The sequence below is a fragment of the Streptomyces sp. NPDC058741 genome (genome assembly GCF_042746715.1).
In the GTDB taxonomy this organism is placed as follows: Bacteria; Actinomycetota; Actinomycetes; order Streptomycetales; family Streptomycetaceae; genus Streptomyces.
In genome coordinates, this window is the sequence record NZ_JBHYQH010000022.1 from 67,702 (window position 1) to 82,273 (window position 14,572).

The 14,572-nt window shown below is 73.4% G+C and carries 8 protein-coding genes and 1 pseudogene; 4 read left to right on the forward strand and 5 right to left on the reverse strand.

From position 1 onward, the window contains the following. Positions 1–91: 91 nt before the first annotated feature. Positions 92–1,819: a DNA polymerase/3'-5' exonuclease PolX gene (gene polX / locus ACFW6P_RS19390; protein ID WP_386424223.1), complete on the forward strand. Its 1,728-nt coding sequence runs from the start codon at positions 92–94 to the stop codon at positions 1,817–1,819. A gap of 34 nt (positions 1,820–1,853) precedes the next feature. On the opposite strand, the gene ACFW6P_RS19395 is transcribed toward polX, so the two are convergent. Both ACFW6P_RS19395 and ACFW6P_RS19400 read right to left on the reverse strand, forming a co-directional pair. Then, positions 1,854–2,015: a hypothetical protein gene (locus tag ACFW6P_RS19395; RefSeq protein ID WP_386354091.1), complete on the reverse strand. Its 162-nt coding sequence runs from the start codon at positions 2,013–2,015 to the stop codon at positions 1,854–1,856. A 100-nt stretch (positions 2,016–2,115) separates the two neighbouring features. Further along, on the reverse strand, positions 2,116–2,997 hold the full coding sequence (locus ACFW6P_RS19400; RefSeq protein WP_386354093.1) for a universal stress protein: 882 nt from the start codon (positions 2,995–2,997) through the stop codon (positions 2,116–2,118). A gap of 184 nt (positions 2,998–3,181) precedes the next feature. On the opposite strand from ACFW6P_RS19400, the gene ACFW6P_RS19405 reads away from it, so the two are divergent. Further along, complete coding sequence (locus ACFW6P_RS19405; protein WP_386354149.1) at positions 3,182–3,607, forward strand: DUF6003 family protein; 426 nt, start codon at positions 3,182–3,184, stop codon at positions 3,605–3,607. Between the two features lie 24 nt (positions 3,608–3,631). On the opposite strand, the gene ACFW6P_RS19410 is transcribed toward ACFW6P_RS19405, so the two are convergent. After that, positions 3,632–4,594, reverse strand: a complete 963-nt coding sequence (locus ACFW6P_RS19410; protein ID WP_386424224.1) for a YihY/virulence factor BrkB family protein — start codon at positions 4,592–4,594, stop codon at positions 3,632–3,634. Positions 4,595–4,625: 31 nt separating this feature from the next. Continuing rightward, a complete protein-coding gene (locus ACFW6P_RS19415; RefSeq protein WP_386424226.1) occupies positions 4,626–6,338 on the reverse strand; it encodes a SpoIIE family protein phosphatase in 1,713 nt (570 codons plus the stop codon). Between the two features lie 443 nt (positions 6,339–6,781). Between ACFW6P_RS19415 and ACFW6P_RS19420 the strand changes: the two genes are divergently transcribed. Then, positions 6,782–11,053 (forward strand): HAMP domain-containing protein, encoded by a 4,272-nt coding sequence (locus tag ACFW6P_RS19420; protein ID WP_386424228.1) that lies wholly within the window; start codon positions 6,782–6,784, stop codon positions 11,051–11,053. Positions 11,054–11,156: 103 nt separating this feature from the next. After that, positions 11,157–13,898, forward strand: a complete 2,742-nt coding sequence (locus ACFW6P_RS19425) for a SpoIIE family protein phosphatase (protein WP_386424240.1) — start codon at positions 11,157–11,159, stop codon at positions 13,896–13,898. Positions 13,899–13,930: 32 nt separating this feature from the next. Here the strand turns inward: ACFW6P_RS19425 and ACFW6P_RS19430 are convergent. Continuing rightward, positions 13,931–14,529: pseudogene (locus ACFW6P_RS19430) on the reverse strand (TetR family transcriptional regulator C-terminal domain-containing protein). Positions 14,530–14,572: the final 43 nt, after the last annotated feature.

Below are 14,572 nucleotides of genomic sequence, written 5' to 3' on the forward strand. Positions count from 1 at the left end.
CCCCTCCCAGTACACGCTCCGTCCGGCGGCTCCGCGCGCCGGGGAGGTGCCGAGCTGGCGGACCGCTCCCCCGCGTTTCTAGACTTGAGGGGTGGTCCGGCCCAACGAGGAGGTCGAGGCGCTCCTTCAGGAGTACGCGGACCTCATCGCCATCACCGGAGGCGAGGCGTTCAAGGCGCGCGCCTACGAGAAGGCCGCCCGCGCGATCGGCGGCTACCCGGCCGACGTCTCCCACCTGGACACGGCGGGCCTGAAGGAGATCCCGGGCGTGGGCAGGTCGATCGCCGAGAAGGTCGTCGAGTACTTCCGCACCGGCAGCGTCACGGCGGTCGAGGAGCGACGGGCCCGGATCCCCGCCGGGGTCCGGCAGCTCATCACCATCCCCACCCTCGGCCCCAGGAAGGCGCTGGCGCTCTACGAGGACCTGCACATCTCCTCGGTGGACGAGCTGGCCGACGCCATCAAGGAGGAGAAGCTGCGCGACCTGAAGGGCTTCGGGGAGCGGACCGAGGAGAACATCCTGCACGGCATCGCCCTCATGCGGCAGGCAGGGGGGCGGTTCCTGCTGAGCACCGCGACGGAGACCGCGGAGGACATCGTCGCCGAACTGTCCGGGATCAGCGGCTGCGAGAGGTGCGCGTACGCCGGTTCGCTGCGGCGGCTGAGGGAGACCGTCGGCGACATCGACGTCCTGGTCGGGGCCGGCCGGTCGGCGCCCTTCATGGACGCCCTGACCGCACTGCCCGCCACCGCCGAGGTCGTCGCCCACGGCCGGAAGAAGACCTCGATCCGGACCGTCACGGGCGTCCAGGTCGATCTGCGGGTGGTGCGGCCGGACGCGTGGGGCGGCGGGATGCAGTACTTCACCGGCTCCAAGGCGCACAACATCCGCACCCGCACGATCGCCGTCCACCTGGGGCTGAAGCTCTCCGAGTACGGCCTGTTCGAGGCCGAGGGGGGCAAGCGGGTCGCCTCCCGGTCCGAGGAGGAGGTGTACGACCGGCTGGGCCTGCCGTGGATCCCGCCGACGCTGCGCGAGGACCGGGGGGAGATCGAGGCCGGTCTGCGCGGCGAGCTGCCGGAGGTGGTGACCGAGCGGGACGTCCGCGGCGACCTGCACACCCACACCGACCTCACCGACGGCCTCACACCGCTGGCGGACATGGTGGCGGCGGCGGCCGCGCGGGGCTACGCGTACTACGCGGTCACCGACCACGCACCGAACCTGTACATGCAGCGCATGACCGACGAGAAGGTCCTCGCCCAGCGCGAGGAGGTCCGCTCACTGGACGGGAGGCACCACGGGATGCGGCTGCTGCACGGCACCGAGCTCAACATCGACCCCGACGGGGACGTGGACTGGCCCGCGGACTTCCTGCGGGGCTTCGACCTGTGCGTGGCGTCCGTGCACTCCCACTTCAACCTCTCGCGGGAGGCGATGACCCGGCGGCTCGTCCGCGCCTGCGAGAACCCGTACGTCGACGTCATCGGCCATCCCACCACCCGGCTGCTCGGCAAACGGCCGGGCATCGACGCCGACCTCGACGAGGTGTTCGCCGCTGCCGCCCGCACGGGCACGGCCCTGGAGGTCAACGCCCAGCCCGACCGCCTCGACCTGGGCGACGAGGACATCCTGCGCGCCAAGGGCCACGGGGCGAAGTTCGCCGTCGACACCGACGCGCACTCCATCCCCCAGCTCGCGTACCTGCGCTACGGCGTCGGTACGGCCCAGCGCGGCTGGCTCACCCCCGACGACGTGATCAACACCTGGCCGCTGGGACGGCTGCGCCGGTTCCTGCGCAAGGACCGGGCGGGCTGACGCGTACGGCGCCCGCGCGCGCAGGGACACGGCGCTAGGCGTCCTCGCGCCACATCCTGGAGTCGCCGCCGCGCCAGTCGACCAGGTCGGAGTCGTCGATTCCCTCGTGTGCCTGCGGCAGGCCGGCCCGGCGCAGGAACTCCAGCACGTCGAGCAGGTGGTAGGCCGTCCCCACCTGCCGCCCGTGGATCGTCACACGCCGCCCGCCGTCCGGTCCGGGCGGGTATACCACCGCTGGTGCGAAATGCGTCATCATCCCAGCGTCACCCCGGCTGCGGCCCCCCGCAATGGGACGGTCAGCCGCGAGGGACGACGGCCACCGGGCCGTGCGCGTGCTGCAGCACGGCGTGCGTGACCCGGCCCAGCGCACGGCCCATGTGGTGCGCGGGCCGGTGCGCGCCCACCACGACGAGTTCGGCGCGCAGGGACGCGGCGACCAGTTCACCGGCGGGCGAGGGGACCCGCACGACCTCCTCGGTCACCTCCAGGTCCGGGAACTCCTCCTGGACGGAGCCGAGCACGCGGGTGCTCGCCGCCGCCTCCGCCTCCACGGCCACCCGCACCACGTCGGCCAGGGGCGCCATGCTCCCGACGTACTGGAGGTAGGTCCAGGTGCTCAGCAGGCGCAGCGGTGCCTTCCGCAGTCTGGCGGTCTCCGCGGCGAAGCGCACCGCTTCGAGGTCCTCCTCGTCCCTGACGCCCACCACGATCCCGCTCGCGGGAGGCTCCGTGCCGCGTACGACGACCAAGGGGCACGTGGCCCGTCCGGCGACGGCCAGCCCGGCCGAGCCCATCAGCAGGGTGGCGAACCCGCCCAGTCCGCGGGAGCCCAGGACGATCGTCGCCTCGGCCGCCGTCACGCCCGGTACCCGGGCGGCCTGGGCACCGGCGGCGCGCAGCAGGGCGTCGGCCGCGGGCTCACGGCCGACCTCGGTGGAGATCTCGAGGCCGGGTGCTCTCGCGGACGCCGCGGACGCCGCCTCGGTCAGCAGGGAGCGGGCCGCCTCGCGGACCCGCCGCGCGGTGCCGGCGCCCAGGCGTTCGGCCAGGTCGAGGTCGGCGGCGCACACGATGTGCAGGGGCTGGTGCCGAAGGGCCGCCTCCCGCGCCGCCCACAGCACCGCGCGCGCCGCTCCCGCCGATCCGTCCGTTCCCACGACCACGGGCCCTTCAGGCATGTGCCACCAGCTCCTCCCGGCGGACGGCGGTCCTCCCGTGCCCTTCCAGTGAACCTCCCGGCCACCGGCCGTGCCCGCCGGGCGGTGCGGCCGCCCTGCCGTGACACGGCAGGGTGAGCCGGCGGTAATCCCGCCGCGGCGGGGTAAGGGGACGTCCATGACCCCCGTCGAGAAGGAGTCGAGCATGACCGACGACGCGTATCTGTTCCTGCTGGACGACCCGTCCGTGCCGCTCGGCGTGGTCCCCGCCGCCGTCGGGGAGCTCGCCTGCATGCGGACCCCGGCGGTCCACGCGTGGCTGGACGCGCACGGGAGCTCGGCGACCTCGCCGCACCTGCGCCTGCTGCCGCCGGAGGAGACCGCGGCCGTGCCCGAGGACGCGGAACGGCTGCCCGTCCCGTTGAGCGACGAGGAACTGAGCCGCGTACGCCACCGGATGACGCCGGAGCCGCTCGCCCGCCTGGAGGAGGAGCTGCTCGCCTACCGCGACAGCACGGACGGACGGGACGGCCTGATCGGACGGGCCCTGGCCGCCGGTGTGGCGCCGCACCGCATCGTCGAGCTGACGGGGGTGGACCCCGCCACGGTGACGGCCGCCGCCGCGCGCTGACGGTTCATCAGGCGCCGTCCGGCCTCAGGCTCCCGGTCCCGGGTCCGGCCGGACGGCAGACTCGATGCCGGCCCGGGCCGCTTCCAGCTGGGCGGCGAACGCGATGCCGAGGAACAGCGCGACGGCGGTGAGGTTCGCCCACAGCAGCAGGGCGACGAAGGCGGTGAGCGGCCCGTAGAAGGTGCCGAAGGAGCCGCTCTCCTCGACGTACAGGGCGAGCAGCAGGGTGGCCACCACCCACAGCAGCAGGTGCACCGCCGACCCGAAGGCCAGCCAGGTGTATCCGGGCTGGACGCGGCGGGGCGACCAGCGGAAGATCACGGCGGAGGCCACCCAGGCCAGGGCCAGTCCCACGGGGATCTGCAACGCCTCCCACCACCGCCCGCCGTCCTGCAGGCCGGTGGTCCGGGCCACCGCGTCCCCCACGGCCTCACCGGCGACCAGGACGACGAATCCCAGGATCAGGGGCAGACCGGCGGCGAGCGCGAGCATGATGCCCCGGCCGTACTTGCGCGGGAAGGGACGGTCGCGCTCGATGCCGTAGATGCGGTTGGCGCCGCGCTCGATCTGCCCCATGGCCGAGGCGAGGTTCAGCAGCGCGAAGCCGAGGCCGAGCCACAGGGCGAGGGTGCTCCAGACGCCGCCGTGCGCGGTGCGCCGCGTCCCGTCGAGGGCTTCCTCGACGATGTCCGCGCTGGCGCCGGGCACGATCCGGCCGAGCGTGAGCTCGATGACCCGGCCCACGCTCTCCGTGTGCACGGACGTGGCGAGACCGACGAGCGCCACGGTGCACGGCACCAGCCCGAGGACCACCTGGAAGGCGAGGGCGCGGGCGTTGGTGAAGCCGTCCGCGTAGCGGAACCGGGCGAAGGAGTCGGCCAGCAGCCGCAGCCCCCCGTAGTGGCGCAGGGCGGCGAACGCCTCGTCGCCGGAGAGCTCCTCCCCGATCATGTCCCGGGTCTGCGGGACGTGCACGGCAGTGCCCATGGCGGCGGCGCTCCTCGGGGTGGGGTCGGGATCAGCTCTCGGGGACCCGCAGGGCCAGCAGCGCGACGTCGTCGTCGTTGGCGGCGGGGCGTACCCGGCGCAGCAGCTGGTCCGTGAACGAGGCGAGGGTGCGGTGGGCGAGGGCGGCGGCGTGCCGGCGCAGCTGCTCCAGGCCCGTGTCGAGGCTGTGGCCGGGCCCTTCGATGAGCCCGTCGGTGTACAGCACCAGGGTGGAGTCGGGCGGCAGCAGCGCGGTGGCGTCGGGGCGCCGGGTGTTCGCCTGGGTGCCCAGCAGGATGCCGTGCCCGTCGGTCAGGTAGCTCGCCAGGCCGTCCTTGCTGATCAGCAGGGGCGGCGGGTGACCGGCGTTGGTCCAGGACAGCAGCCAGTGACCGGCGTCGGCCGGTTCGATCCTGGCGAAGATCATGGTGGCCATGGTGACGTCGGTGATGTGCCGGATCGCCTCGTCGAGCCGTTCGACGATCCGGCTCGGGGGTTCGTGCTGGGACCAGGCGTAGGCGCGGAGCATGTTGCGGACCTGGGCCATGCCGGCCGCCGCCTCCAGGTCGTGTCCCACGACGTCCCCGACGGCCAGGGCGGTGGACGCGTCGGCCAGCGGGAAGGCGTCGTACCAGTCGCCGCCGACCTGCGAGGCGTCGGGCGCCGGCAGGTAGCGGACGGTCATCTCCAGGCCCGGGACGCCCGGCATCTGGGGCAGCAGGTGGTTCTGCATGGTCTCGGCCACCTTGCGCTGCCGCTGGTAGAGGCGGGCGTTGTCCAGGGCGAGTCCCGCTCGGCGGGCGACGTCCTCGATCAGCGGGAGATCGGCCGGGGTGAAGGCCGCCGGGTTCTCGGCGCGGCCCACGGTCAGCGCGCCCAGCACCGCGCGGGTGCTGCGGATCGGTGCGATGGCCGCGGAGTGCATGCCCGTGGCCTCGAACAGCCGGCGCTGCTCCACCGCGATGCCCGAGTCGGGTGTCCCCCGGTAGGTGTGCGGGCCGGCCAGGGTGGAGGCGACGCCGCGCAGCGCCCGGGACAGGGGCATCGGGGACTTCGCCGCGATCGGCGGCATGGGTCCGCGCAGGTCCTCGTGATCGAGGAGCCCGTCGCCGTCGGCGTGGACGACGACGGCACGCCACACCTCGTCGCGCTCGCTGATCATGTCCACGATCGCCCAGTCCGCCAGCCGGGGCACCACCAGTCTCACCAGCCGCCGCAGCGCCTCGTCGACGTCGAGGGTGGAGGTCAGCTGCGCGGTGGTCTCGGCCAGCAGGGCGAGGCGCTGCAGCTCCGACAGCTGCCGGGCCGTCGGCTCGGGCTGAGCGCCGGTGTCCCGCCCGGGGGCGTGGAAGACGACGAGCGTGCCGGGCTCCGGCTCGCCGGTGTCGTACGGGGTGATCATCCAGGAGATGGGCAGCAGGGAGCCGTCGGCGTGGGCGAAGTAGTCCTCGTCGGCCTGGGCGGCGCGCCCGGCGTGGAACGCCTGCCTCATGGCGCACTGGGTCCTCGGCAGCGGCTGCCCCTGGGGGCCCCGGTGCAGCAGGTCGTGGGCGTCGTGTCCGAGGAGCTCGTGGGAGGGGCGGCCCAGCAGGTGCTCGGCGCGGGAGTTGACGGCGGCGATGCAGCCCTTGTCGTCCACGACGTAGGCACCGGCGCCGATCGCCTCCAGCGCCGCGGTCAGCGGGGCGGGCGCCGCGGGCGGGAACGGCCCGCCGACGGTTCCGCTGTCCTCACGCCCCGCCATCCTGGTCTCCTCGCTGCTGAGGGGACCGGCTCATCGCTGCGCGACGGCCCCCTGTCCGGTTCGGATCCTGCATGCCCGCCCTTCCCCGTATGCCCATGCGGAGGAGAAATCCACGTCGCCCGCCGCTGCGGGTGGTCCCCGCCCCTGCCCCGCGGCCGGGGGCGGGGCGGCGGCGATGGTCGCGTCCGGTGCGGGGCGGCGCGCGAGGTGGCGCGGGATCCGTGGGCGGGGCCCCGCGGGGCCGATTCCCATTCCTGCCTGCGGGACTGTTCGGCTCGCCCTTTGTGGGGGACTCGAAAGGTGGGTTAGCCTGCGGCGTATTTCTCATCGCGCAGATCCGGGGTCGCGGAAATGCGGGCACGACAGCCGGGCCGTCCTTTCGGTCCTGGGAGTTCCGAGTTTCCGGCGTCCGGGAACTCTTGGGGAGCGGAACGAGGATGCGCATGACCAGTGACAGCGCTGGGGTCGTCGACGCGGTTCCGGGCGATCAGGAGCTGCGACGGCTCCTGGCCGGCCTGACGGCCGTGCGGGACGGGGACTTCGGGACCCGGCTGCCGGACGACGCCGACGGCCTCATGGGCGACATCGCCAAGGTCTTCAACGGCATGGTGGACCAGCTGTCCGTGTTCACCTCCGAGGTCACCCGCGTGGCGAGGGAGGTCGGCACCGAGGGAACGCTCGGCGGGCAGGCGGAGGTGCCGGGGGTGTCGGGCACCTGGGCCGATCTCACCGACTCGGTCAACGCCATGGCCGGCAACCTGACCACGCAGGTCCGCGACATCGCCCAGGTGGCGACGGCGGTCGCCAAGGGCGATCTCTCGCAGAAGATCGACGTGCCCGCGCGCGGTGAGATCCTGCAGCTGAAGGAGACCGTCAACACGATGGTCGACCAGCTCTCCGCGTTCGCCGACGAGGTCACCCGCGTGGCCCGCGAGGTCGGCAGCGAGGGGCGGCTCGGCGGTCAGGCCCAGGTGCCGGGGGTGGCCGGGGTCTGGCGGGACCTCACCGACTCCGTGAACCACATGGCGGGCAACCTCACCAGCCAGGTCCGCTCCATCGCCCAGGTCACCACCGCGGTGGCCGAGGGCGACCTCTCGCAGAAGATCACCGTGGACGCCCGCGGCGAGATCCTCGAACTCAAGAGCACCATCAACACGATGGTCGACCAGCTCTCCGCCTTCGCCGACGAGGTCACCCGCGTCGCCCGCGAGGTCGGCACCGAAGGACGCCTCGGCGGCCAGGCGGACGTCAAGGGCGTCAAGGGCACCTGGCGCGACCTCACCGACTCCGTGAACTTCATGGCGGGCAACCTCACCGGCCAGGTGCGCAACATCGCCCTGGTGGCGACCGCCGTGGCCAAGGGCGACCTCTCCCAGAAGATCACCGTGGACGCCCGCGGCGAGATCCTCGAACTCAAGAGCACCATCAACACGATGGTCGACCAGCTCTCCGCCTTCGCCGACGAAGTGACGCGCGTCGCCCGCGAGGTCGGCACCGAAGGACGCCTCGGCGGCCAGGCGCAGGTGCGGGGGGTGTCGGGCACCTGGAAGGACCTCACCGACAACGTCAACGTGATGGCGTCGAACCTGACCGGCCAGGTCCGCTCCATCGCCCAGGTCGCCACCGCCGTGGCCCGCGGCGACCTCTCGCAGCGGATCACGGTCGAGGCCGCGGGCGAGGTCGCGGCGCTGGCCGAGGTCATCAACACGATGGTCGACACGCTGTCGGCCTTCGCCGACGAGGTCACCCGCGTGGCCCGCGAGGTCGGCACCGAGGGGCGCCTGGGCGGCCAGGCGCACGTGCCGAACGTCGCCGGCACCTGGAAGGACCTCACCGACAACGTCAACTCGATGGCCAACAACCTCACCGGCCAGGTGCGCAACATCGCGCTGGTGACGACCGCGGTGGCCAAGGGCGACCTGTCGAAGAAGATCGACGTGGACGCCCGCGGCGAGATCCTCGAGCTCAAGACGACGATCAACACGATGGTCGACCAGCTCTCCGCCTTCGCCGACGAGGTCACCCGCGTCGCCCGCGAGGTCGGCACCGAGGGCCGCCTCGGCGGCCAGGCCGAGGTCGAGGGCGTGTCGGGCACCTGGAAGCGCCTGACGGAGAACGTCAACGAGCTGGCGGGCAACCTGACCCGGCAGGTGCGGGCGATCGCCGAGGTGACCAGCGCGGTCGCCGAGGGCGATCTGACCCGTTCGATCAACGTGGAGGCGTCCGGCGAGGTCGCCGAGCTCAAGGACAACATCAACTCGATGGTGGAGTCCCTGCGCGAGACCACCCGGGCCAACCAGGAGCAGGACTGGCTCAAGACCAACCTCGCCCGGATCTCCGGCCTGATGCAGGGCCACCGCGACCTGCCCGTGGTCGCCGAGCTGATCATGGACGAGCTGGTTCCGCTGGTGTCCGCCCAGTACGGCGCCTTCTACCTCGCCGAGGACGGCGACGAAGGGCCCGAGCTGCGGCTCGTCGGTTCCTACGGCTACCCGGAGGACAGCAGCCGCCTCACGCGCATCGCCTTCGGCCGCACCCTCGTCGGGCAGGCCGCGCGCAGCCGGCGCACCATCGTCGTGGACGAGCTGCCGGCCGGTTACGTGACCATCTCCTCGGGGCTGGGCGAGGTGGTGCCGACCGCGCTGGTGCTGCTGCCCATCGTGGTCGAGGGCCAGGTCCTCGGCGTCATCGAGCTGGCGTCGGTCACGCCGTTCACCCAGACCCACCAGGACTTCCTGGCGCAGCTGATGGAGACCATCGGCGTCAACGTCAACACCATCGTGGCCAACGCCCGCACCGACGAGCTGCTGGTGGAGTCGCAGCGGCTGACGGTCGAGCTGCAGGCGCGTTCCACGGAGCTGCAGGTGCAGCAGGAGGAGCTGCAGCGCTCCAACGCGGAGCTGGAGGAGAAGGCCTCGCTGCTGGCCGCCCAGAACCGGGACATCGAGGCGAAGAACCTGCAGATCGAGCAGGCGCGGCAGGAGCTGGAGACGCGTGCGCAGCAGCTGTCGCTGGCCTCCAAGTACAAGTCGGAGTTCCTGGCGAACATGAGCCACGAGCTGCGCACCCCGCTCAACAGCCTTCTCATCCTGGCCCAGTTGCTGGCGCAGAACCCGTCCCGCAACCTCACGCCCAAGCAGGTCGAGTACGCGCAGATCATCCACTCGGCCGGTTCGGACCTGCTGCAGCTGATCAACGACATCCTCGACCTGTCGAAGGTCGAGGCCGGGAAGATGGACGTCACGCCGGAGCGGGTGACGCTGCGCCAGCTGATCGAGTACGTCGAGGCCACCTTCCGGCCGATGACGACGCAGAAGAGCCTGGACTTCACGGTGACGACCGCCACGGGCGCGCCCGCGGACGTGCTCACGGACGACTCCCGGCTGCGCCAGGTGCTGCGCAACCTGCTGTCGAACGCCGTGAAGTTCACCGAGCAGGGCAGCGTGGAGCTGAGCATCGAGCCCGCCACGGACGACGAGGTGCCCCGGGGCGTGGTGCGGGGCGGGCCGGTGGTGGCCTTCCGGGTGAAGGACACCGGCGTCGGCATCCCGGAGCAGCACCTGGAGTCGATCTTCGGTGCGTTCCAGCAGGCGGACGGCACCACGAGCCGCAAGTACGGCGGCACGGGCCTGGGCCTGTCCATCACGCGGGAGATCGCCCAGCTGCTCGGTGGCGCCGTGACCGTGCACAGCACGCCCGGCCAGGGCAGCACCTTCACACTGTTCCTGCCCGTGGCGCGTCCGGACTTCGAGGAGCTGCTGCGTCTCGGCAGAGCCCCGGAGCGGGCGGCGGCCGAGGCCCTGCCCGGGGAAGAACCCGAGTCGGCGCCGGTGCCCCCGATCGGGCCCGGTCCGCGGCCCCGGCGGCTGCTGGTCGTCGAGGAGCGCTCACGCGGTCTGCTGACCCTGGTCGCGGAGAGCGTGGTCGCCGACCTGTCGCACGGCCGCGCCGACGGCGGGCAGCAGCCCGCAGTCGACGTCATCACCGCCGTCGGCGCGCAGGAGGCGGCCGGTGCCCTGGCCGCGGAGCCGTGCCACTGCGTGGTGCTGGAGCTGGGCATGCGGGACGACCAGGCGTCGCGCTTCCTGCAGGCCCTGGAGGGCGACTCCGCGCTGACGAGCGTCCCGGTGCTGGTGCACAGCAGCCACCCCGCGGGCGTGGCCCTGGACGAGACGCTGCGGTCCAGCTCGGCGGGCGGGGCCCTGGAGCTGCTGTCCAGCCTCGACGAGCTGCGTGAGCGCATCGCCCTGCACCTGTCCGCCGAGGAGCCCGGTGACGTGCTGTCCCTGGTCCTCCCCGAGGGCCAGCAGCAGTCGGCGCCGCCCTCGGCCGACGACGCGTCGGCGGGCCGGACGGTGCTCGTCGTCGACGACGACGCCCGCAACCTCTTCGCGCTCAGCGGCATCCTGGAGCTGCACGGCTTCCGGGTGCTGCACGCCGAGAACGGGCGCAAGGGCATCGAGGCGCTGGTGAACAACCCGGACGTCGCCATCGTGCTGATGGACGTGATGATGCCGGAGATGGACGGCTACACGGCCACGGCCGAGATCCGCAAGATGCCCCAGTACGCGGAGCTGCCCATCATCGCCGTCACCGCGAAGGCGATGCCCGGCGACCGGGACAAGAGCCTGGCCTCCGGTGCCAGCGACTACGTCACCAAGCCCGTCGACACGCGCGACCTCATGGCCTGCGTACGCCGCTGGCTGCCGGCATGAGGTTCCCGGCGCCCGTCCCGCACACCGGTGGTCCGGGCGCCCCGCAGCGCCTGTCGTCCCGCGCCCCAGGGCGCTCCAGCCGAGGAGCATCCACACCGTGAGCATGTCCGAGCAGCCGCGCGAACCGGGTCAGGGCGGCGAGCCGCAGCGCGACTCCGCCACCGGGCCGGAGTCCCCGCCCCCACCGGCAGCGTCCGGCGGGTCTCCTGCGACGTCCGAGGGGGTGCCGCTGCCCGAGGGGGTGCCGCTTCCGGGCGGTGTGTCCCTGCCCGACGGGGTGCCGCTTCCGGGCGGTGTGTCCCTGCCCGACGGGGTGCCGCTTCCGGGCGGTGTGTCCCTGCCCGAGGGGATGTCCCTGCCCGACGGTGTGTCGCTGTCGGCGCAGGCGCTGGCCCTGGCGGGCGGCGCCCTCACGGCCGGTGCCGGGGACCCGGTGCCCCTCGGCGCGGCGGCGGAGTCCGCCGGGGGCCACCAGCCCTCCGACGAGCCGTCCGCGGATCCGGAGGGCCTCTCGCCCTCCTCGCCGGTCGGCAGGCTGGCCGCCACCGTGGAGCGGCTCAGCCGCGAGGTACGGATCGCGCAGGCCGAGGCCGAGGGGCGAGCCCTGGTCGAGCTGGCCAAGGGCGTCCTGGTCGAGCGGCTGAAGTGCGGGCCCGCCCAGGCCGCCCGGCAGCTCGCCGAGCTGGCCGAACAGGCCCAGGTCAGTCCTCTGGAACTCGCCGTCGACGTCATCAACCAGGCCGCCCGGGACCGGATGTCCGAGGTGACGGACGCGTTCGTCGCCGCCACACGGGCCGCCGACGAGGCGGAGGCCGAGTCGGCCGCGGTGCGTCTGCGCGCGGCCGAGAGCGGGGTGCTGGCGGCGGACGACACCCAGGCCGTCGCCGACGCCCTGCTGGAGCAGGCGCTGCGCCCGCTCGGCGCGGTGGCCGTCGCCATATGGGCCGCGGGCTCCGACGGCTCGTTCACCCTGGCGGGCAGCGCCGGTTTCTCCCTGGCCGAGGCGAGGCGCTGGCACTACGTCCCGCCGGACGTGGTGACGGTGGCGCGACGGGGCCTCATCGAGCGCGAGGGCCAGTGGATCACCTCCCTCGGGCGGACCGGGCTGCCCAGCATCGGTCTGCACCAGCATCCGGACGGCGGCCGGGTCGCCCTGCCCGCCGGGACGGGCGGCCGGATCCACGGCGTGCTGGAGATCGCCTGGCCCGGCCCGCTGGAGCCGCAGCCGCCGCAGATCGTCCGCCAGGTGGAGGCGCTGGCCGAGCTGTGCGCGCACACCCTGGAGACGTACACGCCACCCCGGGGAGGTGCCCAGGAGCCGCGGGTGCTGCCCGACGCGGCGGAGCTGATGGACCTGGCCGACGGGCTGCACGACCCCTCCCTGGTCCTGGTGCCGTACCTGGACGCGGACGGCAACCTGGCGGACTTCCGCATCCAGCACGTCAACAACCGCTTCCTGGACCCGGCGGGCCGACCCCGGGCGGTCGTGAACGGCGCGCTGCTGCTGGAGGCCTATCCGATGGCCGCCGGGGACAGCGAGCTGTTCCAGCGGGTGGAACGGGTCTACGCCACCGGTGAGCCGTTCCGGGCCCAGCGGTTGAACCTCACCGCCCTCGTCGACCAGGTTCCCCTCTCGGCGATCGCCGACATCAGCATCAGCCGGCACGGCAGCGCCGTCCTGCTCATCTGGCGCATCGAGGACGAGACGGCGCGCCTGGCGAGCCTCCTGCAGCACGCCCAGCGTCTGGGCCGCATCGGTGGGTTCGAGGAGAACGTGCTGACGGGTGAGATCACCTGGAACGGGCAGCTGTTCGACCTCTACGGGCGCGCGGAGTCGAACTCCCCGGTACCGCTGGAGGAGCTGCCGTCCTACGCGCACCCGGACGACGGCGTCTCCATCCGCCGGTTCCTGCGGACGCTGCTGCACCACCGGCGGCCCGCCGCGGCGGCGTTCCGGCTGCAGCGGCCGGACGGGGTGACGCGGCACATCCGGATCGTCGCCGAGCCGGTGCTCGACACGGACGGGCGGCTGCTGCTGGTCCGGGGCGCCTACCAGGACATCTCCTCCCAGCACTGGACGGAGGTGGCGCTCGCCGCCACGCGCGACCAGCTGGCGCACACCGAGCAGCAGGCCCATGAACGCGCCCGCCTGACCCTGCAGCTGCAGCACGCGATCATGCCCCCGACGCAGGCGCCGCTGCAGGTGTCCGGCCTTCAGGTGGCCGTCCGCTACCGGCCCGCGGAGACGGAGCAGCTGGTGGGCGGCGACTGGTACGACACCGTCGTCCTGCCGTCGCGGCTGGTGCTGCTGTGCGTGGGGGACGTGGCCGGGCACGGCATCGAGGCCGCCACCAGCATGGTCGTTCTGCGTAACGCGCTGCGCGGCCTGGCGGTGACCGGCGCGGGACCGGCCCAGCTGCTGTCGTGGCTCAACATCGTGGCGCACCATCTGACGGGCGCGGTCACCGCGACCGCGGTCTGCGGGCTCTACGACCCCGAGCGGCGGACCCTGCGCTGGGCCCGGGCCGGACATCTGCCGCCGGTGCTCGTCCGGGACTCCGACGCCAGTGCCCTGCCGCTGGTCAAGGGGCTGCTGCTCGGAGCGGTGCCGGAGGCCGTGTACGAGGAGACCGAGATGCAGCTGGCCCCGGAAGACACCTTGCTGATGTACACGGACGGTCTGATCGAGCGCCGTGACCGGCCGGTGGAGGAGTCCCTCACCCACCTGCTGACGACCGCCCGCTCGGCGCCCAGCACCCTGGACCAACATCTGGACCGCCTGCTGACCTACAGCAAGTCGGACACCGACGACGACACCTGCATCGTCGGCATCCGGGTCGGCTGAGGACCGGGCGGCGTCCGTGCCGTGCCGGTGAGTCAGCCGTCCTGTCCGCTCACCGCCGCGTCGAGGACCGGGCCGAGTTCCCGGGCCACGGTCGTCAGGGCCCGGACGTCCCGCTCGGCCCGGGCGAGGAGGATCGCGCCCTCCAGGCTGCTGATCACGAGCGTGGCCAGCGCGGGGGCGCGCTCCCCGGGCACGTCCATCCCCACCAGAGCCCGGGCCACCGCACCGGTCCGGTCGGCGAAGGCGGTCGAGGCGGCCCGGCGTGTGGAAGGGGCGCACTCCGCGCGGTCCACGGTCGCGGCCGCGACGGGGCAGCCGCCCGCGAAGCCCGCGGCCTCGTACTCGTCGGTCCACTGACGCACCATCGCGGCGAACGGCCCGCTCGGCGTCGGCTCGGGCAGTGCGGCCAGGAACATGGCGACCCGGCGCGCCGCGTACCCGCCGGCCCGGCCCACCGCCCCCTCGACCAGCCGGTTGCTGCCCCGGGAGAACAGTGCTGGAGCGACCCGCGCGGAGCGGCGGCCGCGGCGGCGACTCCGCGCATGCCGGTGGCGGCGACGCCGCCGCGCCGGATGAGCTGCGTCGCGCCGGACACCCTGCGCTCGCGCGGCCCTCGTTCGCCCCTCGTCATGGTGGGCCTCCCGTCGCGCGCGCCCCCGCCGCCCCCATGACCG

Coding starts and splice junctions, on each gene's coding strand:
- ACFW6P_RS19410 (WP_386424224.1), bottom strand. CDS start 4,594: ATGGGCACTGCCGTGCACGTCCCGCAGACCCGGGACATGATCGGGGAG.
- ACFW6P_RS19425 (WP_386424240.1), top strand. CDS start 11,157: ATGTCCGAGCAGCCGCGCGAACCGGGTCAGGGCGGCGAGCCGCAGCGC.
- ACFW6P_RS19420 (WP_386424228.1), top strand. CDS start 6,782: ATGACCAGTGACAGCGCTGGGGTCGTCGACGCGGTTCCGGGCGATCAG.
- ACFW6P_RS19405 (WP_386354149.1), top strand. CDS start 3,182: ATGACCGACGACGCGTATCTGTTCCTGCTGGACGACCCGTCCGTGCCG.
- ACFW6P_RS19400 (WP_386354093.1), bottom strand. CDS start 2,997: ATGCCTGAAGGGCCCGTGGTCGTGGGAACGGACGGATCGGCGGGAGCG.
- ACFW6P_RS19415 (WP_386424226.1), bottom strand. CDS start 6,338: ATGGCGGGGCGTGAGGACAGCGGAACCGTCGGCGGGCCGTTCCCGCCC.